This window comes from Bradyrhizobium sp. LeoB3 (genome assembly GCF_055456055.1).
Window position 1 is genome coordinate 1 of the sequence record NZ_JBVBEF010000047.1, and the last position, 24,797, is coordinate 24,797.

Here is a 24,797-nt window from a genome sequence, read left to right on the forward strand (position 1 = left end):
GGTCCTACCCCCGTGCTTTTTGTTGCACGGGACCCACGGGTGCAACCAGCACCCGGCTTTCCCTGCGCCCTCTGATCGATGAGAGGGTGAAACGAGACGCAAAGCTCGGGCAGTTCATGCCGCGAGAGCGCGAACGCACATCCCCTCCGCTGTTTGACATTTGGATCAGAACTCGCGGCGACGCCGTAGGGTGGGCAAAGCGAAGCGTGCCCACCACCGCGAGCACGGTGTTGGATGGTGGGCACGCTTCGCTTTGCCCACCCTACAACCTCAAGCGCAACCACCCGCTTGCACTACAACAACTGCCTGTGGTTATGGCTCCCTGCTTTCGCAGGGACGACAGCGGTGCGCGGTTCGACGGAATCGTAGGATGGGTAGAGCGCAGCGAAACCCATCATTGGCGCCGCTTGCTTCGTCGCGATGGGTTTCGCTGCGCTCTACCCATCCTACGATCTTCCAGTGCCAGCCTACGCCACGCCCGCGCGCAGGAAGTCGTGGAAATGCACGATGCCGACCGGCTTGCCGGCGTCGACGACGATCAGCGCGGTGACCTTCGACGCATTCAACAATTCCAGCGCCTCGCCGGCCAGCGTGTCGCGGCCGATGGTTTTCGGATTCTTGGTCATGACGTCGTCGACGACGGCGGTCATCAGGTCGGAGCGCATATGGCGGCGGAGGTCGCCGTCGGTGACGATGCCGACGAGATGGCTGCGGCGGTCGACGATGCCGACACAGCCAAAACCCTTCGAGGTCATCTCGACCAGCGCGTCCGACATCTTAGTGCCGAGCGGCTTCAGCGGCACGGCCTCGCCGGCATGCATGAGGTCGCGGGTATATTTCAGCATCGCCCCGAGCTTGCCGCCGGGATGCAGCACGCTGAAATCGGTTGAGGTGAAGCCGCGGCCTTCCAGCAGCGCAATCGCCAGCGCATCGCCGAGCGCGAGCATCATCAGCGAGGAGGTGGTCGGCGCCAGATTATGCGGGCAGGCCTCGCGCGCCTTCGGCAGCGTCAGCGCGATATCGGCGGCCTTGCTCAGGCTCGAGCCCTTTTCCGCTGTTATCGCGATCACGGGAATGCCGAAGCGCGCGGCGTAAGAGATCAGGTTCTTCATCTCCGGCTGCTCGCCGGACCATGACAGCGCCAGGATGACGTCGTCGGCGGTGATCATGCCGAGATCGCCATGGCTCGCTTCGGCGGCATGGACGAAGAACGCCGGCGTGCCGGTGGAGGCAAAGGTCGCCGCAACCTTGCGGCCGATATGACCTGATTTGCCGAGCCCGGTGACGATCAGCCGTCCGTTGGCGTTGCGGATCATCTCCGCCGCCGCGGCAAAGGGCGCCCCGAGGTCGGAGCGGAGCGCGGCGTCGATCGCGGCGACACCGCTGGCTTCCGCCTCCAGCGTCCGCAGCGCCGATTGTACGGCGGCGTCAGCGGGCTCGGTGTCCGACGATTTCGGCATCAGCGGTTTGGGCTTGGCCATATCTCTTTACCAGAGGGTCTGTTTCCAGGGAGGAGGGGCGGTGCGCCCAGAGCCGTCTCCCTTAGCACGGCCGGCGGCGGCAGGCGACGCAGCCAGCCGCTCTCAACGAGCCATTAACCATAATTGTTTTAACTCCATTAAGGACGTTCTCGGCCCCGTTCCGCGTTTGCCGTGTAAGTCAAGGAATTTGTTGAGGTATTTCTATCGTGGGACGAGGGCGAGCAAGGGGCCGGGCTGGGCACGCGCGCTATTTGCGCGCGCCTGTCGTGTGCCTTGCCGCGCTCGCGGTGAGCGGCCCCTTCGCGCAGGCCCAGACGGTCACGCCCGATTTGTTCAGCCCGTCGCGCACGACCCAGGTGGCGCCGCCTGATTCGCCCCTGCGCAGGACCGCGGCCGAGCTGGCCGATCCGCTCAACGATCCACGATTGCGTGACCGGGATCGCGATGGCCGCGCGCCGTCACGCATTGGCCAGGTGCCGTCTTACGGCCTGCCGGCTGCGAACGGCGCCTCGACGTCAGGCTATGACTCGCTCAACCGCAAACGCCAGCAGCCGAAATATTATCCGGCGCAGGCGAGGCCGAAACGGCCGCCCGGCCCCGGCACGCCGCCGCCCGCGCCACCGCCGAGGACTCTGGCCGGACAATTGCGCCTGTCGATCCCGCCGTCGGAGACCGCCAACAAGCCGCCGGTGCCGCCGGCGATGGCCGGCAATGTGGTGGGCCAGCCGCCGCGCAAGCGGCTTAAGGTCGACGATGATCCATTCGGCGCGGTCGGCGATTATGCCGGCAGCTTCCTGATCAAGTCCGCGGTCGAACTCAGCGCCGGCTATGAAACCAATCCCGGCCGGCTGTCGGTGCCGCAGGGCTCGCCGACCTACGTGATCGCCCCGGAATTCCTGGCGGTGTCCAACTGGGAGCGCCACGCGCTGGTCGCGGACCTGCGCGGCTCCTTCACCGGCTACACCCAAAACCTGACGCCGAACGCCGATGGCACAGCGCTCTCCGCGCCGCTCGATATCGATCGCCCCAACTTCATCGGCCATATCGACGGGCGGCTCGACGTCACCCGTGACACAAGGCTGATGGGGCAGGCGCGGCTGCTCGTCTCCACCGACATCCCCGGCAGTCCGAACGTGCCGGCGGGTCTCGCCAGGTACCCGATCTACACCACGGTCGGCGGCACCTTCGGCGTCGACCAGAATTTCAATCGCCTGCAGGTCTCCGCAGGAGCCACCGTCGACCGCACCGATTACCAATGGTCCAGGCTCACCGACGGCTCGTTGGACTCGAACGATGACCGCAACTTCAGCCAGTACGGCGGCGTCGCGCGCGTCAGCTACGAAGTGAACCCTGCGGTCAAGCCGTTCGTGGAAATCCAGGGCGACAGCCGCGTCCATGATCTGCGGCTCGACCGCTCGGGCTTCGCGCGGGATTCCGTGGGCGGCTATGCGAAGGCCGGCTCGTCCTTCGAGTTCTCGCGGCTGTTGTTCGGCGAAGTCTCGATCGGCTACGCCGCCCGCAACTATCAGGATCCGCGGCTGAACCGGCTGGATGGCCTGCTCACCACGGCATCGCTGACCTGGACCGCGACGCCGCTGACGACGGCCAAATTCTATTCCGACACCCAGCTCGCCGAGACCACGCTGCCCGGCACATCAGGCGTGCTGGCGCGCACCTACACCGTCGAGGTCGATCACGACTTCCGCCGCTGGCTGACCGCGATCGGCAGGTTCACCTACGGCACGCTCGACTACCAGGGCGACAACCGCCTGGACAAGATCTACTCGCTGTCAGGCGATCTTATCTACAAGATGACCCGCAGCCTCTGGATCAAGGGCACCGTCCGCCACGACATATTGGACTCGAGCTCGCCGGGATCGAGCTCGCAGTCGACGGTCATGCTGCTCGGGGTCAGGGTGCAGAATTGAGGGAGAAAGCGGCTGCCTCACTCTCCGTCATGCCCCGCGCAGGCGGGGCATCCAGTACGCGGAAGCTTCTCGGCTTATGCTCCGACGCTGATGGAATACTGGGTCACCTGCCTTCGCGGGTGACGACAGTTGAGAGTGGTGCCGCCGCGGCGCACTACCGCGGCAGATCCGTCTTGCCCATCAGGAACGTGTCGATCGCGCGGGCGCAGAGGCGGCCTTCGCGGATGGCCCAGACCACCAGCGACTGGCCGCGGCGCATGTCGCCGGCGGAGAAGACGTTGGGCAATGAGGTCTGGTAGTCGCTCGTGTTGGCGCGGACGTTGCCGCGCTGGTCGAGGTCGACCGCGAGCTGCTTCAACAAGCCGTCGTGCACCGGATGCACGAAGCCCATCGCCAGCAGCACGAGCTCGGCGTCGAGCTCGAACTCGGTGCCGGGCAGGGGCTTGAACTTGTCGTCGACCTTGATGCAGTGCAGCTTCTTCACCTTGCCGCCGGTGCCCTCGAACTTCTGGGTCAGCACGGCGTATTCCCGGATCGCGCCTTCGGCCTGGCTCGACGAGATCCGCATCTTCAACGGCCAGTTCGGCCAGGTCACGCCCTTGTTCTCGCGCTCCGGCGGCGCCGCCATGATCTCGAGCTGGGTCACGGACTTGGCGCCCTGGCGCAGCGAGGTGCCGATGCAGTCGGAGCCGGTGTCGCCGCCGCCGATCACCACCACATGCTTGTCCTTGGCCAGGATGTCGGTCACGCCGTTGAGCGGCTCGCCGGAGACGCGGCGGTTCTGCTGCGGCAGGAAGTCCATCGCGAAATGGATGCCGTCGAGATCGCGGCCGGGGATGGGGAGGTCGCGCGGGGCTTCCGCGCCGCCGGTCAGCGCGATCGCGTCGTACTGGCTCAGATCGCTCGGATCGATCGCCCCGGGTGCATCGCCTCCGACTTGGGCGCCGTAATGGAAGGTGACGCCTTCGGCCTCCATTTGCGTGACGCGGCGATCGATGATGCCCTTCTCCATCTTGAAGTCGGGAATGCCGTAGCGAAGGAGGCCGCCGGCCTTGGCATACTTCTCATAGACATGCACGTCGTGCCCGGCGCGCGCGAGCTGCTGCGCGCAGGCCATGCCCGCCGGCCCCGCGCCGATCACCGCGACCTTCTTGCCCGTCTTCTCGGCCGGGACTTCCGGCTTCAGCCAGCCATTGTCCCAGGCGCGGTCGACGATCGCGCATTCGATGGTCTTGATGGTGACCGGGTTGTCGTCGATGTTGAGCGTGCAGGACGCCTCGCACGGCGCCGGACAGATGCGGCCGGTGAATTCGGGGAAGTTGTTGGTCGAATGCAGGTTGCGCGAGGCTTCTTCCCACTTGCCCTGATAGACGAGGTCGTTCCAGTCGGGGATCTGGTTGTTGACCGGGCAGCCGGGTGTGCCCGGCGCGACCGAGCCGGTGCCGTGGCAGTAGGGAATGCCGCAGTTCATGCAGCGCGCGGCCTGATCGCGGAGGTCCTTCTCGCTGAGCGGAATGACGAACTCGTGGAAATGCTTCAGCCGCTCGGTGACCGGCGTGTACTTGCGGTCGTGCCGCTCGATCTCGAGGAAACCTGTGATCTTTCCCATTAAGTCTGAGGCCCCTGCACCTGGTTCGTCTTGTTTCGTCATCCGGGCTCGCGTCACGCGCCCCGTTAGACCCTCATCCTGAAGACCGGCGCTCGCGCCGCGTCTCGAAGGATGAAGGCCGGTATCCTGGCCTCATGTTCGAGACGGCGCTTCGCGCCTCCTCACCATGAGGGTCTTGTGACTACGCTCCGATCGCGATCTTCGGCTCGGCGTCGGCGTTCGCCTTCATTTCCTTCAGTGCGCGACGGTACTCGACCGGCATCACCTTGCGGAATTTCGGCAGCCACGCCTTCCAGTCCGCCAGGATCTCGGCGGCTTTCTTCGAGCCGGTCAGCTTGGCGTGCCGCGTGACCAGCACATGGAGCCGTTCGACATCGGAATCAAGCAGGTTCTGGAACACGTCGACCCGGCCATGCGCCTCGAGATCGCCGGCATGGTGATAGGTGGCGGCGTTGATCATCTCTTCCGACAGCACCGGTTCCAGCTCGACCATCGAGAGGTTGCACAGTTTCGGGAAGTCGCCGGCTTCGTCCAGGACATAGGCGATGCCGCCGGACATGCCGGCTGCGAAGTTCCGGCCGGTCTTGCCGAGCACGACGACGATGCCGCCGGTCATGTATTCGCAGCAATGATCGCCGGCGCCCTCGACGACCGCGACCGCGCCGGAATTGCGCACGGCGAAGCGTTCGCCGGCGATGCCGCGGAAGTAGCATTCGCCCTCGATCGCGCCGTACATCACGGTGTTGCCGACGATGATCGACTCCTCCGGCACGATGCCGGAATTCTTCGGCGGCTTGACGATGAGGCGTCCACCAGAAAGGCCCTTGCCGACATAGTCGTTGCCTTCACCTTCGAGCTCGAAGGTGACGCCCTTGGCAAGCCACGCGCCGAATGCCTGGCCCGCGGTGCCCTTGAGGCTGACATGGATGGTATCGAGCGGCAGGCCTTCATGGCCGTAGATCTTCGCCACCTGGCCCGACAGCATCGCGCCGGCAGAGCGGTCGGTGTTGTTGATCTCCTCTTCGATTCTGACCGGCGCGCCACGGTCGAGCGCGGCGCGGGCCTTCTCGATCAGGCGACGGTCGAGCACGGCTTCAAGATGATGGTTCTGGGCCTCCGAATGGTAGATCTTCTGGCCCTTCTCCTCCTTCTGCCGCACGAACAGCCGCGAGAAATCGAGGCCCTTGGCTTTCCAATGCGCGACCAGCGAGGTCTGGTCGAGCATCTGGGTCTGGCCGACCATCTCGTCGAACGTCCGGTAGCCGAGCGTCGCCATGATCTCGCGCACTTCCTCGGCGACGAAGAAGAAGTAGTTGATCACGTGCTCGGGCTGGCCGGTGAATCGCTTGCGCAGGACCGGGTCCTGGGTCGCGACGCCGACCGGGCAGGTGTTGAGATGGCACTTGCGCATCATGATGCAGCCGGCCGCGATCAAGGGCGCCGTGGCGAAGCCGAACTCGTCGGCCCCGAGCAGCGCGCCGATCACGACATCACGCCCGGTGCGGAAGCCGCCGTCGACCTGCACCGAGATGCGGCTGCGCAGCCGCTCGCGCACCAGCGTCTGGTGAGTTTCGGCGAGCCCGATCTCCCACGGGCTGCCGGCATGCTTGATCGAGGTGAGGGGCGAGGCACCGGTGCCGCCCTCGAAGCCCGCGATCGTCACATGGTCGGCGCGCGCCTTGGCGACACCGGCGGCAACCGTGCCGACGCCGATCTCGGAGACGAGCTTGACCGACACGTCGCCGTCCGGATTGATGTTCTTCAGGTCGTAGATGAGCTGCGCCAGATCCTCGATCGAATAGATGTCGTGGTGCGGCGGCGGCGAGATCAGGCCGACGCCGGGCGTCGAATGGCGGACGCGGGCGATCGTCGCGTCGACCTTGTGGCCGGGCAATTGGCCGCCTTCGCCGGGCTTGGCGCCCTGCGCCATCTTGATCTGCATCATGTCGGAATTGACGAGATATTCCGTCGTCACGCCGAAGCGGCCCGAGGCGACCTGCTTGATCGCCGAGCGCATGGAATCGCCGTTCGGCAGCGGCTTGAAGCGATCGGATTCCTCGCCGCCTTCGCCGGTGTTGGACTTGCCGCCGATCCGGTTCATCGCGATCGCGAGCGTGGTGTGCGCCTCGCGCGAGATCGAACCGAACGACATCGCGCCCGTGGAGAAGCGCTTGACGATCTCCTTGGCCGGTTCGACCTCCTCGAGCTTCACCGGCTTGCGCTTTTCTTCTGCCGCGGTCTTGATCCGGAACAGGCCGCGCAACGTCAGCAGCCGCTCCTGCTGCTCGTTCAGGATCTTGGCAAATGCGCGATAACGCTCGAGCGAGTTGCCGCGCACGGCGTGCTGCAGCGCGGAGACCGACTCGGCGGTCCAGGCGTGATCCTCGCCGCGGGTGCGGTAAGCGTACTCGCCGCCGACATCGAGCGCGGTCTTGTAGACCTGGGCGTCGCCGAACGCATCGGCATGCCGACGCGCGGTTTCCTCGGCGATCTCACCCAGCCCCACGCCTTCGATGCGGGTGTGGGTGCCGGCAAAATACTTGCCGACGAAATCGGCCTTCAGCCCGACGGCGTCGAAGATCTGCGCGCCGCAATAGGACTGGTAGGTCGAGATGCCCATCTTGGACATCACCTTGAGCAAGCCCTTGCCGATCGACTTGATGTAGCGCTTGACGATCTCCTTGTCGTCGAGCCCACCCGGCAGGCGGTCCTTCATCGCGATGATGGTCTCGAATGCGAGATAGGGATTGATCGCCTCCGCGCCGTAGCCGGCGAGGCAGGCGAAATGGTGCACTTCGCGCGGCTCTCCGGATTCGACCACGAGGCCGACCGACGTACGCAAGCCGGTGCGGATCAAATGATGATGCACGGCGGCGCAGGCGAGCAGCGCGGGGATCGGGATGCGGTCGGTGCCCGTCATGCGGTCGGACAGGATGATGATGTTGATGCCTTCGCGCACCGCGCCCTCGGCGCGCGCGCAGAGCTCATCCACCACCTGCTCCATGCCGGCCGCGCCGAAGCCGGCGTGGAAGGTGGTGTCCAGCGTGCGCGACTTGAAATGGGTCTCGGCAACATCGGAGATCGAGCGGATCTTCTCCAGATCCGCGTCGGTCAGGATCGGCTGGCGCACTTCGAGGCGCTTGGTGGAGGCGAGCCCCTGCAGGTCGAACAGGTTCGGCCGCGGCCCGATGATCGAGACGAGGCTCATCACGAGCTCCTCGCGGATCGGGTCAATCGGCGGGTTCGTCACCTGCGCGAAGTTCTGCTTGAAATAGGTGAACAGCGGCTTCGGCTTGTCGGACAGAGCCGAGATCGGCGTGTCGTTGCCCATCGAGCCCGCGGCTTCTTCGCCGGTTGCCGCCATCGGCGTCATCAGGATGTTGATGTCTTCCTGCGAATAGCCGAATGCCTGTTGGCGGTCGAGCAGCGGCAGGTTCGAACGCACGCTCTTGGTCGGCGCATCCGGCAGTTCTTCGAGCTGCATCTGGGTGCGGGCCAGCCAGTCGCGATAGGGATGGCTTTTGGCCAGATCGGCCTTGATCTCATCGTCGGGAATGAGCCGGCCCTGCTCGAGATCGACGAGCAGCATCTTGCCCGGCTGTAGCCGCCACTTGGTGACGATCTGGTCCTCCGGGATCTTCAGCACGCCCATTTCGGACGCCATCACGATGCGGTCGTCTTTTGTGACCAGATAGCGCGCCGGGCGGAGCCCGTTACGATCCAAGGTCGCGCCGATCTTGCGGCCGTCGGTGAAGGCGATCGCGGCCGGGCCGTCCCACGGCTCCATCATCGCGGCGTGATATTCGTAGAAGGCGCGGCGCTCTTCATCCATCAAGGGATTGCCGGCCCACGCTTCCGGAATCATCATCATCACCGCGTGCGGCAGCGAGTAGCCGCCCTGCACCAGGAATTCGAGCGCGTTGTCGAAGCAGGCGGTGTCGCTCTGGCCTTCATAGGAAATCGGCCAGAGCCGGCTGATGTCCTTGCCGTAGAGCTCCGAATGCACGGAAGCTTGCCGCGCCGCCATCCAGTTGACGTTGCCGCGCAGCGTGTTGATCTCGCCGTTATGGGCGATCATGCGATAGGGATGCGCCAGCGACCAGGCCGGGAAGGTGTTGGTCGAGAAGCGCTGGTGCACCAGCGCCAGCGCGCTCGCGAAATCGTCCTCGTGCAGGTCCGGATAATACTTGCCGAGCTGATCGGCCAGGAACATGCCCTTGTAGATTACCGTGCGGCACGAGAACGAGACCGGGTAGTAGCCGGCCATGCCGCGATCGCGGCGCTGATAGATCGCCTGCGAGATCGACTTGCGCAGGATGTAGAGCCGGCGCTCGAACTCGTCCTCGGTCTTGCCGACGCCGTTGCGGCCGATGAATACCTGCAGGTGATAGGGCTCGGTCGGCTTCACGGTGACGCCGAGGGAGGAGTTGTCGGTCGGCACGTCGCGCCAGCCGAGCAGCTTGAAGCCCTCGTTCTTGATCTCGTCGGCGATGATGCTCTTGATGACGTTGCGCCAGGCGGCGTCGCGCGGCAGGAACAGCGCGCCGATTGCATAGTCGCCCGGCTGCGGCAGCTTGAAGCCAAGCTCGGCTGCCTTGCGCGCGAAGAAGGCGTGCGGGATCTGCACCAGGATGCCGGCTCCGTCGCCGGCGCGCGGATCGGCGCCGACGGCGCCACGATGCTCAAGGTTGCACAGGATGTTGAGGGCGTCGGAGACGATCTGGTGCGAGGGCTTGCCCTTGATGTTGGCGATGAAGCCGACGCCGCAGGCATCCTTCTCCAGGCTCGGGTCGTACATGCCTTCGGCTTTGGGACGCCAATCGTGTTCGCGCGCCGGTTCGTCCGCTTTCGAGGCTGCGGCCGCCGACAACGTCTCTGTCACGATGGTTTCGCGCTCGAATTCCGACCCGCTCATGTTTCCTCTCAAATAAGGCTAAAGGGCCTCACGGTCGTTGGCGCACCTTGGGCGTTGCGGCACCCACCGGGGCCACCGCTCGTCCTCCGCGAGCCGCAATGTCTTAAATCAGGCGAGGAGCGTTCAACGTCCCTGAGGAACGGCCTTGCCCGCAGCATTCTCGGAGCCCGAAGGGCCGAGTTTCCGTTGCAATCCCTATGCCGGGAATTGCTCCGCGATTAAGACAGCTATACTGTCCTAACTCCGACCTTGCCAAATTTTTTTCTATCACACAAGCGCATGAGAGTCCTCGTCCGCATGTAGTTTTGCGCGGTGCGCGACGGGAGGGCCGCCCCGGATTTGAAGCAAACGCGCCGTGATCCGGCCCAAGGACCGCCGGAATTGCCGCTGAAGTTTCCCGCGGGCGCCAGAGGGCAAAAATGCTCCATGCCCAGCGTCTTACAGGAGCTACCGGTGATGAAGCTGTTTACGGGATGGGTCTTGTCTGCGGGCCTCGTTCTGGCGGCCCCGACCGCCAATGCGCAGTTGCTGGCGCCCAATCACGTCGAAAATCCGCTGGTCGTGACCGTGTCCGACTTCGACGGCCCCTATGCGGCGATGCCGCCGGAGGTGCCGGCGCCGCGCTATGGGCCAGCCTACGAACCCGGGCTGCTGCCGCCGATCGAAGTCTACGCCGTGCTGCGCGAAAACGGGTTCCTGCCGCTCGGCATCCCGCGGCAGCACGGGCTGGTCTACACGATCGCGGTCATCGAGCCCGGCGGCAGCGACGGCAGGCTGGTGATTGACGCGCGCAGCGGGCGTATCGTCCGCTTCATTCCGGATGACGGGATGGATGACGATTACCGAGGCGATCTGAGCGGCGCCTATGGCGCTGCCGGACCGTTGCCGCCGGCAACCCCTGTTCGCAGCAGCGTGCCGCGGCCGCCGGCCCCGATTCCGCATGTGGCGAGCCGGACCGTGCCGAAGCCCAGGCCGAACCCGCTAGCCGCGAAGCGCGCGCCGGAACCGGCCCAGCAATCAGCCGCCGTGCAGCAGAAGCCCGCGGAGACCCAGCAGGCCATTCCGCCGGCTGCCGCCCCGACCGTCGGCCAGGTCAAGCCGGCTGCTCCCGCCGCGCCGACCATTCTGCCGACCCAGGAAATGCCGCAGGTGCAGGGCTTGGAGTAGCAAACGTTCCTGTCATTCCGGGGCGATGCGTGAGCGTCGAACCCGGAATCCATTTCGCCGCCGACACCCGTGGCCAAATGGATTCCGGGCCTGCGCCTGACGGCGCATCCCGGAATGACGGAGGGGAAACAAAAACGCCCCGGTTTCCCGGGGCGTTTTGCGTTCGGCCAATATCTGCCGAAGCTGCTGCCGCGATTAGGCGGCGGCCTTGGAGCCGTCGGCGACCTGCGGCGCGGCGGAGCCGGTCGTGATCGGAATGCTGCGCGGTTTCTTGGCCTCGGGAATCTCGCGAATGAGGTCGACGTGGAGCAGGCCGTTCTCAAGCGAAGCGCTCTTCACCTGTACGAAGTCGGCGAGCTGGAACGCGCGCTCAAAGGCCCGAGAGGCGATGCCGCGATAGAGAACGTTGGTATTGTCCTTGCCATTCTCGTTGGCGGTCTTCTCGCCCTTGATCGTCAGCGTGTTTTCCTTCGCGACGATGGAAAGCTCAGCCTCGGAGAAGCCGGAAACCGCAACGCTGATGCGGTAGGCGTTCTCGCCGGTGCGCTCGATGTTGTAGGGGGGATAGCCGGGGCTGCCGTCCGAAGTCGCCTGATCGAGCAGGTTGAAAAAGCGGTCGAAGCCGACGGTGGAACGATAGAACGGGGTCAGATCGTAGGTACGCATGATAGTCCTCCAATGAGCGACTGATTCGATTGCCCGCCCGCCATCGGGCCGGGCTTTAGTCTGTGTGCAGCCTGATGTTCCGGTTCCGAAACACTGGTAGCGGCCTGCACGAAGATGATATGGGTGGGGCCATCAGGCGTTCAAGAGGCGGAAATATCGTCGCTTTTTGGCGCTCACGCCCTTGATTCCCGCCGTCTCTCACCTAGCGGTTCCCCTTCATGACGCTCGTCTCCATTCCAGCCAATCCGGTTCCGGAAGACGTCGTCAGCGGCACCATCAAGACGCCTGATGGCGCTGAATTGCGCTTTGCGCGATGGGCGCCGCCGCCGGGCCGCAAGGGGACAGTCTGCGTGTTCACCGGCCGCAGCGAGATGATCGAGAAATATTTCGAGACCGTGCGCGATCTGCGCGACCGCGGCTTTGCGGTGGCGATGATCGATTGGCGCGGGCAGGGCCATTCCTCGCGGCAGTTGCGCGATCCACGCAAAGGCTATGTGCGCAGCTTTGCCGATTACGAGATCGACGTCGAAACCTTCATACAGCAGGTGGTGCTGCCGGATTGTCCGCCGCCCTATTTCGCGCTGGCGCATTCGATGGGCGGGGCCGTGATGCTGCGCATCGCGCATGCCGGCAAACGCTGGTTCGATCGCATGGTGCTGTCGGCACCGATGATCGACCTGCCGGGACGCCGCACCTCATTTATCCCATCCGCGCTGCTGCGGATCATGCGGCTTGCCGGCCAGGGCGGACGCTACGTTCCGGGCGGCAGCGACGATCTGGTCGGGCTTTCGCCCTTCATCAACAATCCGCTTACCAGCGATCCCGTCCGCTTTGCGCGCAACGCGGCGATCCTGGAAGAAGATCCTACGCTCGGCCTCGGTGCGCCAACGGTCGCCTGGGCCGACACTGCCTTCAAGGCGATGCGTACGTTCCGCGAATACTACTATCCCTCGCAGATCCGCCAGCCGATCCTGATGCTGGCGGCGAGCAACGACACCGTGGTCTCGACGCCTGCGATCGAGGAGTTCGCCTATCACTTGCGCGCCGGCTCGCATCTCGTGATCGCCGGCTCGAAGCACGAGATCCTGCAGGAGCAGGACCGCTACCGCGCGCAGTTCTGGGCGGCGTTCGATGCCTTCGTGCCGGGCACGCCGCTGTTCGGGTAGAATATTTCCTCGATCGGCTACAAGGTCTTCAGATATTCGATCAGGGCTTGGCGCTCATTCTTGTCGAGCGCGCGGCCGACGATGCCCTTCGGATACGGTGCGGCTCCCTCGAACGAGTGGCCGCTCACGCTGTTGCCGTGGATCTCTTTTCCGTCGCGATCAGTCGCCGAGAACAGCGTCTGGCTATTCCTGCACGACGTCTCGTCGCTCTTCACGTCCAAGCCGACACGCTCCGGGTCGAAATCACGCGCGCCCATGCAGAACTTTTTTGGACGCTCGGCGGCGGGTCGGAGCAGCCATTCGAGCGAGGCGACGGAGCCGTTGTGCAAATAGGGCGCCGTGGCCCAGATGCCGTTCAGCGGCCGCGCGCGATAACGCGGCGCCGGCGAAGGGTTGGGGCAGTTCTTTCGTTCGCCCCAGAGCTTCTTCTGCTGCGCCGACGGGATGTGCTGATCGTCCATCCATTTCCGGCTGACGAGGTCCACCGTCGCCATCAAGCCGAGGGCGTAGGACATTTCCGTCGAGGAGGTCGGCTGAAGGTCAGGACATTCCCACCACTTCGTGAGGTCGCGCGCTGGATCGATGCCGAGGAAGCCAGGGACCTGAACGGTTCGCGTGGTCAGTATCCTGGCCTGCGCCGGGTCTGTTCCCATGTCATCCGCCGTCGTCTGGACGGGATCGAGCACCGGGCTCTCGCCGGTACGGTCCCAGCGCGGCGACGACCAGAAGCTCTTGTCCGGAAATTGGGCGTCGAACACGGGGTCATCGACCGGACCGAGATGGCATTCGACGCAGATCTCGGCATACAACTCCCGGCCCTTGGCGACGCGGTCGGGCTTGAGCTTCCAGGCCTGATCGTCGAACAACTGCGACGGCCATTTCGGCGCGGTCAAACCACCGAAGCGCGGTGGCGGGGTGTTACACGACTACAGCGTGTGGCGAGGTTTGGCTGAATCCCTCAAAGTGGGTGAACGACCGGACGGCGCTGCGCTCGGCTGCGCGCTCATTCACGACTCGGCGGCAAACTTCCGGGTTTCGACAAGGGTCAGCCGGGCGAGCGGTACGCCGGCTTTCAGGAGCCCCTCACGATAGTGTTGGATATCGGCCGGCTGCTTCCAATGGAAGTTCTTCAAATGTCGATCGACGGTGAAAGTCGGATAGTTGGACATCAGAACGCCGGTCGCGTCCGCCGCCTCCTTGGTCCGCCCCAGCTGAGCCAGCGCGGCGGCACGGATCGCCAGCGCCGGCATATGGTTCGGATTGATGTAGAGCTGCTCGCGTGCCCAGGACAGGGTCGCGTCGTATTGTCCCAGGAGGTAGTGGCTGAACGCATTCAAGGCCGCCCATTGGTAACGTGGGTCGCTGTTGCCGCGCTGCGCCCCCATCGAAAACAGCTCGATGGCCTGGCGGTGCTCACCGCTCACGAGGTGAACATATCCAAGCACGCCGCGCGCGCCCATGTCGTATGGGTTGAGCGCCACGGCGCGGTTCGCCGCATCCAGAGCCGCCTCGTAGTGTCCCTCCACCGAACGCACATAGGACAGGATCTGAAAGGCGAAGGACGAGCGCGGGTCAAGCCGAACGCTGGCCTCCGCGAGGCTTACGATCGAGGTCCACAATTCGCGCGTGCGCTTGAGCCAGCCAAACTGGATGCTCTGCACCTGGATCGTGGCGAGATAGGCATGCGCGATCGAAAGCGTCGGATCGAGCGCGATCGCCTCCTTGAACAGCGCAATGGAGGCCTCGTAATCTTCCCTGGTGTGCCGGTAGTAGTAGGAAAGGCCCTTCAGGAATCGATCCCACGCGGTGACATCGTTGGAAAGGCGGGCAGGCGCGGAAGCCTCGGCGCGGAATATTTCGGTGGCGATCGCCGCAGAGAGGCTGGTCGTGATCTCGTCCTGCATCGCGAACAGATCGCCCATGTCGCGGTCATAGCGGCCGGTCCACAGTTGCTCGCCGTTCTCGGGCGCGATCAGCTCGGCTGTCACCCGGATCTTGCTCCCTGCGCGCCGCACCGAGCCCTGGATCAGGTAGGTCGCGTCGATCTCGCGGGCGATCAGGCGGGTGCTCACATTCTTGCCCTTGAAGGAGAATGTCGAGTTGCGGCTCAGCACCCGATAGAAGGACTGCAGCGAAAGCGCGTGGATCAGGTCTTCGGTCAATCCGTCGGAAAAATACTCGTCGCTGGAGTCGCTCAAATTGGCGAAGGGAAGCACGCCGACGATCGCGGTCCGCGACTGCCCTGGCAGGCCCGACGAATCCCGCACCTGGCGCCCAGGCGCCTCCGGGCCGCTCGGCTCCCAGGTGAAGACCTCCACGGGATCCGCGATATTCTTGAAACGATGACTGCCGGTGTTGACCAAGGTGGCTTTGAGGTGCCTGCCGGCTTCGTGATAGGCCTTGGCCGAAGCGGCCAAGCCGCCCGGCGGGGAGACCGTCTCGAGCCGGACGGCGATGTTGACGTCATCGCCGAACAATTCGTCCTCGTCGGCCATCACATCGCCCATGTGAATGCCCATCCGGAACTGCATGACACGGTCGGCGGGAAGCTGGTTATTGCGCTCCGCCATCAGCATCTGCATCTCGATGGCGGCCTCCAGCGCTCCGACGATGCTCGGAAATTCGAGCAGGAAGCCGTCGCCGGTGTTCTTCAGAATACGGCCGCCATGATTGAGGATGATCGGATGGATCGCGGTCCGATGGGCTTTGAAGGCGGCATGCGTGCCCGCCTCGTCGGCGCCCATCATCCGCGAGTAGCCGGCGACATCGGCGCAGACTATGGCAGCTAGCCGTCTCTCCATAACCGTATCTATGCTCCGGAATCGGCCAGTGACCGCCGCGTGCGCGGCCGACCGTTCCAACCCTTATAAAACAAGATGTACATGGCGGAAGCCCGATCCTGAGATCATAGTAATGCAAACGTTCCGGAATTGGCAGCGGACGGCGCCGGAAATGTTAGCTGCATGATTTTTATGTCGTGGAATAATGTGGAGCTGCTGTCCTTGTTCGTTGGCCAACGTCCGCGTGAGAGATGATGACGATGCTCGGAATTCACGAACTATGGCTTTTCATCTTGTCGGGGCTGCTGCTTAACGTGACGCCGGGGCCGGACACCGCCTATATCATCGGCAGGAGCATGCAACTCGGATGGCGTGGCGGAGCGGCGGCCGCGCTCGGCATAAGCTGTGGCTGCCTTTTTCATGTCTTCGGCGCGGCGATCGGGCTTTCGGCGCTGCTGATGACGTCCTCACTGGCCTTTACCGCCCTCAAATGGGTCGGCGCAGCCTATCTCCTGTTCACGGGCGTTCAGATGCTGTTGTCACGCCAGCGCGTGATCGCGGATGTCACCCTTCAGGGTGAGGCGCCGACGCTGCGACGGGTGTTCTGGCAGGGCGCGCTCACCAATGCGCTCAATCCGAAGGTGGCGCTGTTCTTCCTCGCCTTCCTGCCGCAGTTCGTGGCGGCTGATTCGCCACACAAGACCGCGGCCTTCCTGCTGCTCGGCGCGATCTTCGTCTTCAACGGCACGCTGTGGTGTTTCGGCGTGGCGGCCTTTGCGGCGCGGGCGGCGATGCGGATCCGCCGCTCCAGCGGCGTGATCGCCTGGATCAACCGCACGCTCGGCGGGCTGTTCGTCTATCTCGGCTTCCGGGTGGCGATGCTGGAGGCGCGCTAGAGAAATCCTCGAGGCTTAGCCGTGGATCTTCACGAGCGCGCTGGCTGCGAGGTAGAACCCGAGCAGGATCATCGCGATCAGGAACCAGCGGCGGAACGCCTCCGGCTGCAGCCGTGACCGCACCGCCTGCCCGACGAACATGCCAACGAAGGACGCCACCATCGCCACCGCCCCGGGCAGCGCGGTCGCGGCGGTCAATACGCCGGCGGCGGTGAGATTGAAGGCGAGGGCGACGGTTGCGGTGGTGAAGAACAGGCCGAGCGCCTGCACCAGCTCGTCCTTCTCCATGCCGATCGCCTGCATGAATGGCATCGACGGAATCACCTGCACGCCTGTCGCCGCCGAGATCACCCCGGTCACGACGCCGACGATGCCGCCGATCCATTTCTCGTCGCGGCGGGCGACCTTGAAGCTGAAGCGGCTGAGGCCCACGACCGCATAGATGATGAGCAGGAGACCAAGAACGACGGTGCCATAGGGCGCATAAGGCCCGGTCAGCAGCCCGCTATTCAGCCAGATGCCGACCACGGTGCCGAGCATCAGCGGCCATAGCCGCTTGAGGATGTCGCGCAGATAAGGGCCGACGAAGGTCTGCCAAATGTTGGTGACGATCGCCGGCACGATCACGATCGAGATCGCCTGCGCGGGCGGCATCGTCACGGCCAACAGTCCCATGGAAACCGTAGGCAGGCCAAGCCCCAGCGTTCCCTTGACGAAACCGGCGAGCAGGAAGGCGAAGGCGATCAGAATCAGCATCGAGTCGAACATGGGGGCACATTGACCGATCGACGCAAGCGGCACAATCTGGAGATTACGGAGAATGCCTTCGGCTTTGCCGAAGATAGGCGGAGAGCCCGGTATGCGTTTCGACCTGGTTGATCTGCAGCTCTTCATTGCGGTGGCGGAGACGCGCAGCATCACCAATGGCGCTTCCCGCGTTCATCTGGCACTTGCGTCCGCGAGCGAACGGATCAAGGGGCTCGAGGCTGCGCTTGGCGTCTCGCTGCTCAAGCGCGGCCGCCGCGGTGTCGAGTTGACCGCCGCCGGCGAAAGCCTGCTCGATCATGCGCGGATCGTGATCCACAATGTCGAAGCGCTGCGCGGCGACCTTGCCGCCTATGCCAGCGGCGTCAGGGCGAGCGTGCTGCTGCTCGCCAACACGTCGGGCCTGTCGGAACATCTGCCGCGGGCGCTCGCCGCCTTCCTGCGCGAGCATCCCGACATCAATGTCGACGTCGAGGAGCGCGAGAGCGCCGACATCGCGGCTGCGATCGCGACCGGTGCTGCGGATCTCGGCTTCGCCGCCGAGCATGCGTTGCCCGAAAGCGTCGAGCGCTTCCTGTTCAGCGAGGATCGCCTGACGCTGGTGGCCTCGCGCCGCAGCGATCTCGCAGGCCGCCGCCAGATCGATTTCCAGGACGTGACCGGCTATGACTTCGTCGGGCTGACCGCCTCGACCGCGCTGCAGGCCCACATCGCCAAGCATGCGGCCCGGTTAGGGGCCCGTCTGCGGTTCCGGGCGCGCCTGCGCGATTTCGACGCGATCTGCCAGATGGTCGCGGCCGATGTCGGCATCGCCGTGATCCCGGAGACGGCCGCCCGGCGCTGCGCCCGGTCGATGCCGATCACGTCGATCCGGCTGCGCGACTCCTGGGCCGACCGCAAACTCACGATCTGCGCGCGCAGCTTCAAGGCATTGCCGCGCCCGGCGAAGCTGCTTGTCGACTATCTGCGCAAGGCCGCATCGTGACGGGGGGCTTGCTCAACCGTTGAGCAGCTTCATCGCCGCCTCGTGCACCCGCGGGTCGCCCGCGGCGATGATGCGGCCGCCGCTTTGCGCTGGCTTGCCTTCCCAGGTGGTGACGATGCCGCCGGCGCCGGTGACGATCGGAATCAGGCCTGCGATGTCATACGGCTTGAGCTCTGTCTCGACCACGAGATCGAGATGGCCGGCAGCCAGCATGCAGTAGGAGTAGCAGTCGCCGCCATAGCGCGTGAGCCTGGCGGCGCTCTCGATCCGTCCAAAGCATGCCCGGTCGGTGGCGTTCATCAACAGCGGACTCGTGGTGTAGGCCGTCGCCTCCTTCAGCGACGCGCAGCGCCTGACCGAAAGCCGCCGTTCGCCGGACGGGCCGGAGTAATGGGCTGAACCATTGTCGCCGGAGAACCGCTCGCCGATGTAGGGCTGATGCATCATCCCGAACACCGGCGTGCCCTTGTGCAGCAGTGCGATCAGCGTGCCCCAGATCGGGAAGCCGCCGATGAACGACTTGGTGCCGTCGATCGGATCGAGCACCCAGACATATTCGGCGTCCTCGCGCTCATTGCCGAATTCCTCGCCAACGATGCCGTGCTGGGGGAAATTGGCCTTGATCAACCGCCGCATCACCGCTTCTGCTGCGCGGTCGGCTTCGGTCACCGGATCGAAATCGCTAGCGCTTTTATTGTCGACTGAGAGCGAGGTGCGGAAGAACGGCAGGATGGTTTCGCCGGCGGCGGTCGCAAGGCGGCCGATGAAGGCAGTGAAATCAATGACCGGCACGGCTGTTCCTTAAAGCGAGAAGCGAACTGGCAACTCAGTGCTACTGCCTAGCTCAATCCGGGATAATCCGCACCGACATTGAGGAGGTTTGTCGCCAGCATTTTTGAACGCGAGAGGGGCGCCGCATCCCGCTATGAGTTTTGGTACTAGGTGCAGTCACGAAATCGGGAGGCTGCGATTGAAGAGCAGCATTAAACGTTCATTTCTTGATGAAGATATTGAAAGAAAACGACAAAAATCGACTTTAGCCCTGTGTTACGGGTCTGCAAGCCCTGCGGATAATGCATGGGAAATGAATCTAAAACCGCTTGCGTTTTGTGCGGCGCGGCCGCATATTGTTGCGGTGCGGTAGCGCCTCGCGCTATCGCTGCCCTCCTTGGGCGTTTCCTCCCTAGACTTGGGCCGCTTGTTCATTCAAGCGGCCCTTTTTTCTTTTGGGGTTCTTTGCTGTCATTCCGGGGCGTCCGAAGGACGAACCCGGAATCCATCGGGCCGCAGGTATGGTAGTGAGATGGATTACGGGTTCGCGCTCGCACGCCCCGGAATGACGATGGATCCTACTCCGCTGCCGCCTGGAACGGACCGAGGTCGCCGAGCGGGACTTCCGCCAGCGCCTCCGCCAAGGTTGCGAAATCGGCGGCCAACTGCGCAAAGCGCGGCCCGCGCTCGCGCCGGCGTTCATCCATGTAGACCGCGCGGTTGAGTTCGAGCTGAACGGTATGCAGCCCGCTCGCCGGGTTGCCGTAGTGCTCGGTGATGAAGCCGCCGGCATAGGGCTTGTTGCGGCCGATCGAATAGCCGAGCCCGCTCATGACGTCTTCGACCACGTCGGGGAGCAGCGGCGCGCAGCTTGTGCCGTAGCGGTCGCCGATGACGATGTCGGGCCGGCGCGGCTCGTCCCGCGACACCCCGATCGACGGCATCGAGTGGCAGTCGACCACAACAACGGTTCCGAACGCCTGGTGCGCCTTGTTGATCAGCCGGCGCAGCGCCCGGTGATAGGGCTTGTAGAGCGCCTCGATCCGCGACAGCGCCTCATCGACATTGAGCCGCTCGCGATAAATCTCCTGGCCGTCGCCGACGACGCGCGGGATCGTGCCAAGCCCGCCAGCGACCCGCATCGAGCGCGTATTGGCAAAGCTTGGAAGCCGGCCCGTGAACATGCGCGGATCGAGCTCATAGGGCTCGCGGTTCACGTCGACATAGGAGCGCGGGAAATGCACCCGCACGACGGGAAAGCCGCGCGCGCTCAAGCCTTCGATCAACTCGTCCATGAAGGAGTCTTCCGAGCGCCTGAGCGACGTCAGATCGATCCTGGAAGCGTTGAGGAATTCGGCCGGATAAACCGAGCCCGAATGCGGCGAGTTGAAGATGATCGGCGCCCGCCAATTGACGGGTTCGACGATCTCGAACGGAGGCGGCAATTCACCGTCAGGCCTGCTCATCGTCCGGCGCCGTCCCTTCGATTCCGCTGGGGCTTCCAGCACGATTTTGCCGGAAAAACGGAGGATTTATGTGGGGGCATTGTCGGTAATCACGACCCTTCTGCCAAGCGAAAAAAATCGTGAGGCGGGCTGGAATGTCTCTTAAGAGCGGGTAACGCCCGACGTGATTGATTCGCGCGGCGTTCCGGTCCACAACTAAGTTAAGCATCCGGTCGGCCGCGCCGGCTCATCTTTCACTCGAAATTTACCGCCTATCGGGCTTAGTGTGCGGACCGATCCTCCCAAGCCGGGATTCGACGAAATCAACGCCATGCCCAAAATCCTCCTCGCCGAAGACGACAACGATATGCGCCGCTTCCTGGTCAAGGCGCTCGAAAACGCCGGATTCCAGGTTTCCCCGCACGATAACGGTATGTCGGCCTATCAGAGGCTGCGCGAGGAGCCGTTCGAGATGCTGCTGACCGACATCGTGATGCCGGAGATGGACGGCATCGAGCTCGCCCGCCGCGCCTCGGAACTCGATCCCGACATCAAGATCATGTTCATCACCGGATTCGCCGCCGTCGCCCTGAACTCCGATTCGGAGGCGCCCAAGAACGCCAAGGTGCTGGCCAAGCCCGTGCACCTGCGCGAATTGGTCAGCGAAGTGAACAAGATGCTGGCGGCCTGATCGGCAGCCAAGATTCGCCTTCAAGCGTCCTTGCCTGCCCGCTTGGGGTCCGTTATAGGAACCCGACCCAGCCGATTTTTCGGGCGCGTAGCTCAGCGGGAGAGCACTACCTTGACATGGTAGGGGTCACAGGTTCGATCCCTGTCGCGCCCACCACGCTTCGCCCTGGCGGGCTACGCGTGGCGCAGCCAAGCGGAGCAGGCCAGGGCGAAGCGTGTCCGGCGTAGCTTGAACGAAGTGAAAGCGAAGACGGACTGCCGCGACGGCTTGGATATCTGATCCAAGCGTCAAATGACCCCCCGCCGTCATCGTCCGCGCGATGCATGCGTGTCTTCCTGGGACGAGCCGTCTGTCACACCTGCGCTGATAAGATCTCGAGTTCGCTATGGAGATATCCTGAAGGAAACACGACGCCGCATTCGTAGCCGCGCCTCCACACGACGTGGCAGTGCGTGCTCGACTTGAAGCCGTCAAACGACATGAGGAAGTCGTTGGCAAAGAAGTGAAATGAATTCGAGTACAAACCAGCACCGCGCATGTGGAGATTTCTCACCAGGCAGGGATGAACTCCCGAAATCCCGCTAAACGAAAGCAATGCGAACTGGTTCAACTGAACACGTTCTAGGGCACGACGTTCAATCATGACCGGACGCTCCAATTGATAAAATATCCGCAATTGAAATCTGGGAACGCTGCAACTTTCCATCAGTGCGGCTGTCCTAACGCATGCGCTCGTGTTCCTATGGTTAACGGTCGACGCGAAGAAAGCGCGAGCGAGATGGCACAAACCGCACGTCCGCACGTCGCCTGACACTTTCTGCCTTCGCTCTGGCACAAAGTGCACTGACGAGCGCGCCAAGGTTGTGCTTGTTTGCGCTGCGACTCTCGCCGATTCACGGCGGGCCTCGGGGATATCGGTTTCAGGGCGCGGAACCGCGCCATGCAGGCGGTCGGAGGCCTGTTTCGGTTTCCGGCGCCAGTCCGTTTTAGCGGCATGTCACAAATCCTATATAGAGAGGTGGCCATCATGCTTGGCTGAGGGGGCTTGGCGCGCCTCAGATGACCGGACTGGCCTTTTCCAGAGATGTTCGTACCGCAGTTCGATAGGTGGTCTGTCCGTGGCGTTCCGATCGCCGGCGTTCGCGGCATCGCGAAGCTCACGCCTATCCCGGCGAAAGCGCCCGCCATATGAAGATGGACGGTTCAGATGATCCGTTGCCCCCAAGGGAGACGGACCGGATAAAGGCCGCGCTCACTGCAGGAGATCCGACGGCCTGGTCCAACGCAGAAGTGGCGCGTCTCGTCATCATCCCGGCTCTGGCGGTGCTGTTGTTTGCCGGCGGCGTCTATTGGATCAAGGTACAGCACCCAGCCGCATCGTCGGTCGATCAAGGACCGACATCTACAATACAGGTGCGCCTGGTTCCTCAACGCGAGGAGACACCGATTCCCGTCGATTCAACGTCGCAGGCGACGACGGCGAATGTCGCCCATTCGAATCCTGAAGCCGAACAGCCGGATGATCAGGCGGGGGATGAGGTTGTGATCAAGTCGCCCGACCGCGCGTCCCTGCCTGTTGAAGCCAGTCCCAGCATCCCCAGCATCTCACGTCGTTCGACCGTGGCGAATGTGGTGCCGAATAATGCCCTGCTGAAGTTTCAACAAAGCCTGCTCAAGCACATTGCAAGATTTCAGCGCTATCCCGCGGCGGCCCACAATAAGCTTCAGGGCGCGGTCGAAACGTTCTTCTCGATCGACCGGAAAGGGCGCCTCCTGGGCGTTTGGGTGAAAACAAGCTCCGGCCAGATACTGCTCGATACCGAGGCGATCGAGACCATCAAGAGGGCGCAGCCTCTTCCATCCATCCCAGCCGAACTTCCGGATCGCCTCAACGTCCAGATTCAACTGGCCTTCGATCCATCCTGAAGCGACCCCGGTAACCGCCGCACGGTCTACGGCTGATTGCCCGGCTCGAAAGTGCAGTCGGCGCCGCCGCCGGCCTTTTGCTTGATCACCTTGGGATCGATCGTGCAGGTCAGCTTCGAAAGGCCCGCGATGTTCGATCCGGCGGCACCTTCGGCGGGGATGCCCGCCATCAGCATGGTTGCAAACAATTCGTTGGCGTCGCGGCCTTTCAGCGCGCGCTTGGCGATCTTGAAGGTGATCTCGCAGGAGCGCGACGTGATGTCGACATTGCTGGTGCGGCAGACGATGTTATCGGCGGTGACGGAGATCTTTCCGCCATAGGGAAAATTGGTGTCGCCCTTGAAGAAGGAAGCGACGGTGCGCTTGGGCGCGGCGGCGATCGGCGAGTATTGGGCGACCACGGCGGCGAGCGCCAGTGCCGCCGATCCTGAAGCGGAGGTAGCTGGAGCCGCGCTCGCGCCGCTGATCGAAAGAAAGAGAGTGAGAGCCGCCAATGGTCCAACGCGCATCGTTCCTGCCTCCTCCGCGTGTCGTCCCCGCGAAGGCGGGGCCATGCCGCGTGATGTCTCGATAGGATTCGGTCATAGTCATCGTCGCAAAACTACATCCTGTGGTTATGGGTCCCAGGTCAAGCCCGGGACGACGTGGAGAGAGCGGGCCCGGAGTTGTGGGGCTGGCAAAGCGAAGCGTGCCACCATTGCGAGCGGAGTCCTTGATGATGGGCACGTCGCAGGCGCGCCTTTGCCCACCCTGCACATGCTGCGTATTCCAATCTTTTTCCTCACCCTGAGGAGGTCGCGTAGCGACCGTCTCGAAGGGCGAGGCCACCGGCGGCGCCTCATGGTTCGAGACGCGCTGCGCGCTCCTCACCATGATGGGCGAGAGGGTGGGCACGTCGCTGCGCCTTTGCTCACCCTACAAATTCGCTGCCTTCAATCCCTCGACCATCGCGCGGACGATGGTGGCGACTTCGCTGCGCAAGGCTTCGATGGGCACTGCGATCAGCTTGTGCTCCAGCCCCAGCGCGACCATGCCGTGGACGGCGGAGAACAGGCTGCGGGCCGTGACGCTCAGCTCTCGCGGTGAGCGCGCGGGAAAGAGCGCGGCGAGCGGGCGGTAGATGTGGCCGAACAGGTCCATCTGCTCGGAGATCGCCCAGTCCGGGACCGGCTTGCCCGGCGCCATCCGGTGCTCGAACAACGCGCGCCATAGCTCGAGATTGTCGGCGGCGAAATCGCAATAGCCGACCGCGATGCGGACCAACGTGTCGGTGGGATCCGCCGGACCGTCCCGCTCCGCCGCGGTGAGGGCCGCGTCGAGCCGCGCGAGTGTGCGCGATCCTATCCGCAGGATCAGCTCGTCGACGTCCTCGACCAGATTGTAGACCGCGCCATTGGCGATGCCGAGTTCGCTGGCGAGATCGCGCGTCTTCAGGCCGGCCAATCCGCTGGCGGCGATCGACCGCTCTGCCGCTTCGATCAGCCGTTCGCGGTTTTTGGCTCGTCGTTCCAGGGCCTTGGACATTTGTCAATCACATTGTGAGCGTTGCTCAAGAGTTTATTGAAGCGCGCTCAAGTTCCAGCTACAAAGATGATGTGAGCAATGC

General features: G+C 63.9%; 20 protein-coding genes and 1 tRNA gene. 9 read left to right on the top strand and 12 right to left on the bottom strand.

Annotation, left to right across the window (positions count from 1 at the left end):
- Positions 1-467 precede the first annotated feature (467 nt).
- Positions 468-1,481, bottom strand: coding sequence for a KpsF/GutQ family sugar-phosphate isomerase (locus tag ACZXDY_RS26195; RefSeq protein WP_464347504.1), 1,014 nt, complete (start codon positions 1,479-1,481; stop codon positions 468-470).
- Positions 1,482-1,687: 206 nt separating this feature from the next.
- Here ACZXDY_RS26195 and ACZXDY_RS26200 point away from each other — a divergent pair, with 206 nt between their 5' ends.
- Positions 1,688-3,409, top strand: a complete 1,722-nt coding sequence (locus ACZXDY_RS26200) for an outer membrane beta-barrel protein (RefSeq protein ID WP_464347505.1) — start codon at positions 1,688-1,690, stop codon at positions 3,407-3,409.
- Positions 3,410-3,563: 154 nt separating this feature from the next.
- On the opposite strand, the gene ACZXDY_RS26205 is transcribed toward ACZXDY_RS26200, so the two are convergent.
- Positions 3,564-5,018 (bottom strand): glutamate synthase subunit beta, encoded by a 1,455-nt coding sequence (locus ACZXDY_RS26205; RefSeq protein ID WP_464347506.1) that lies wholly within the window; start codon positions 5,016-5,018, stop codon positions 3,564-3,566.
- Between the two features lie 181 nt (positions 5,019-5,199).
- The gene (gene gltB / locus ACZXDY_RS26210) at positions 5,200-9,933 is read right to left on the bottom strand and encodes a glutamate synthase large subunit (protein WP_464347507.1); all 4,734 of its coding nucleotides are present in this window, start codon (positions 9,931-9,933) and stop codon (positions 5,200-5,202) included.
- Positions 9,934-10,389: 456 nt separating this feature from the next.
- On the opposite strand from gltB, the gene ACZXDY_RS26215 reads away from it, so the two are divergent.
- Positions 10,390-11,100, top strand: coding sequence for a hypothetical protein (locus tag ACZXDY_RS26215; RefSeq protein WP_464347508.1), 711 nt, complete (start codon positions 10,390-10,392; stop codon positions 11,098-11,100).
- 195 nt (positions 11,101-11,295) lie between these two features.
- On the opposite strand, the gene ACZXDY_RS26220 is transcribed toward ACZXDY_RS26215, so the two are convergent.
- Positions 11,296-11,766, bottom strand: a complete 471-nt coding sequence (locus ACZXDY_RS26220; protein ID WP_028162974.1) for an Hsp20 family protein — start codon at positions 11,764-11,766, stop codon at positions 11,296-11,298.
- Positions 11,767-11,984: 218 nt separating this feature from the next.
- Between ACZXDY_RS26220 and ACZXDY_RS26225 the strand changes: the two genes are divergently transcribed.
- Complete coding sequence (locus tag ACZXDY_RS26225) at positions 11,985-12,932, top strand: alpha/beta fold hydrolase (protein WP_464347509.1); 948 nt, start codon at positions 11,985-11,987, stop codon at positions 12,930-12,932.
- A gap of 17 nt (positions 12,933-12,949) precedes the next feature.
- Here ACZXDY_RS26225 and ACZXDY_RS26230 read toward each other — a convergent pair whose 3' ends face one another.
- Together ACZXDY_RS26230 and ACZXDY_RS26235 are read right to left on the bottom strand one after the other, a co-directional pair.
- The gene (locus ACZXDY_RS26230; RefSeq protein WP_464347510.1) at positions 12,950-13,825 is read right to left on the bottom strand and encodes a di-heme-cytochrome C peroxidase; all 876 of its coding nucleotides are present in this window, start codon (positions 13,823-13,825) and stop codon (positions 12,950-12,952) included.
- Positions 13,826-13,939: 114 nt separating this feature from the next.
- Complete coding sequence (locus ACZXDY_RS26235) at positions 13,940-15,733, bottom strand: adenylate/guanylate cyclase domain-containing protein (protein ID WP_464347511.1); 1,794 nt, start codon at positions 15,731-15,733, stop codon at positions 13,940-13,942.
- Between the two features lie 239 nt (positions 15,734-15,972).
- Between ACZXDY_RS26235 and ACZXDY_RS26240 the strand changes: the two genes are divergently transcribed.
- Positions 15,973-16,608 carry a LysE family translocator gene (locus tag ACZXDY_RS26240; RefSeq protein ID WP_130228441.1) on the top strand — a complete coding sequence of 212 codons (636 nt, stop codon included), beginning with the start codon at positions 15,973-15,975 and terminating at the stop codon, positions 16,606-16,608.
- 15 nt (positions 16,609-16,623) lie between these two features.
- Here ACZXDY_RS26240 and ACZXDY_RS26245 read toward each other — a convergent pair whose 3' ends face one another.
- Positions 16,624-17,376, bottom strand: a complete 753-nt coding sequence (locus tag ACZXDY_RS26245; RefSeq protein ID WP_130228434.1) for a sulfite exporter TauE/SafE family protein — start codon at positions 17,374-17,376, stop codon at positions 16,624-16,626.
- Between the two features lie 91 nt (positions 17,377-17,467).
- Between ACZXDY_RS26245 and ACZXDY_RS26250 the strand changes: the two genes are divergently transcribed.
- Entirely contained in the window at positions 17,468-18,358 is an 891-nt protein-coding gene (locus ACZXDY_RS26250; RefSeq protein WP_208823907.1) for a LysR substrate-binding domain-containing protein, read from the top strand.
- Between the two features lie 12 nt (positions 18,359-18,370).
- Here ACZXDY_RS26250 and hisN read toward each other — a convergent pair whose 3' ends face one another.
- The gene (gene hisN, locus ACZXDY_RS26255; RefSeq protein WP_028162968.1) at positions 18,371-19,150 is read right to left on the bottom strand and encodes a histidinol-phosphatase; all 780 of its coding nucleotides are present in this window, start codon (positions 19,148-19,150) and stop codon (positions 18,371-18,373) included.
- A 178-nt stretch (positions 19,151-19,328) separates the two neighbouring features.
- Between hisN and ACZXDY_RS26260 the strand changes: the two genes are divergently transcribed.
- Positions 19,329-19,502, top strand: coding sequence for a hypothetical protein (locus ACZXDY_RS26260; RefSeq protein WP_464347512.1), 174 nt, complete (start codon positions 19,329-19,331; stop codon positions 19,500-19,502).
- A 205-nt stretch (positions 19,503-19,707) separates the two neighbouring features.
- Here ACZXDY_RS26260 and ACZXDY_RS26265 read toward each other — a convergent pair whose 3' ends face one another.
- Positions 19,708-20,595 (bottom strand): N-formylglutamate amidohydrolase, encoded by an 888-nt coding sequence (locus ACZXDY_RS26265; protein ID WP_028162967.1) that lies wholly within the window; start codon positions 20,593-20,595, stop codon positions 19,708-19,710.
- Between the two features lie 310 nt (positions 20,596-20,905).
- Here ACZXDY_RS26265 and cpdR point away from each other — a divergent pair, with 310 nt between their 5' ends.
- On the top strand, positions 20,906-21,265 hold the full coding sequence (cpdR, locus tag ACZXDY_RS26270; protein ID WP_027583737.1) for a cell cycle two-component system response regulator CpdR: 360 nt from the start codon (positions 20,906-20,908) through the stop codon (positions 21,263-21,265).
- Positions 21,266-21,346: 81 nt separating this feature from the next.
- Positions 21,347-21,421 (top strand) — tRNA-Val (locus ACZXDY_RS26275).
- A 196-nt stretch (positions 21,422-21,617) separates the two neighbouring features.
- On the opposite strand, the gene ACZXDY_RS26280 is transcribed toward ACZXDY_RS26275, so the two are convergent.
- Positions 21,618-21,908, bottom strand: coding sequence for a hypothetical protein (locus ACZXDY_RS26280; protein ID WP_051397160.1), 291 nt, complete (start codon positions 21,906-21,908; stop codon positions 21,618-21,620).
- A 545-nt stretch (positions 21,909-22,453) separates the two neighbouring features.
- On the opposite strand from ACZXDY_RS26280, the gene ACZXDY_RS26285 reads away from it, so the two are divergent.
- On the top strand, positions 22,454-23,191 hold the full coding sequence (locus ACZXDY_RS26285; RefSeq protein WP_464347513.1) for an energy transducer TonB family protein: 738 nt from the start codon (positions 22,454-22,456) through the stop codon (positions 23,189-23,191).
- 26 nt (positions 23,192-23,217) lie between these two features.
- Here ACZXDY_RS26285 and ACZXDY_RS26290 read toward each other — a convergent pair whose 3' ends face one another.
- Positions 23,218-23,700: a hypothetical protein gene (locus tag ACZXDY_RS26290; protein ID WP_028168073.1), complete on the bottom strand. Its 483-nt coding sequence runs from the start codon at positions 23,698-23,700 to the stop codon at positions 23,218-23,220.
- A 406-nt stretch (positions 23,701-24,106) separates the two neighbouring features.
- Positions 24,107-24,715 carry a TetR/AcrR family transcriptional regulator gene (locus ACZXDY_RS26295; protein WP_028168072.1) on the bottom strand — a complete coding sequence of 203 codons (609 nt, stop codon included), beginning with the start codon at positions 24,713-24,715 and terminating at the stop codon, positions 24,107-24,109.
- Positions 24,716-24,797: the final 82 nt, after the last annotated feature.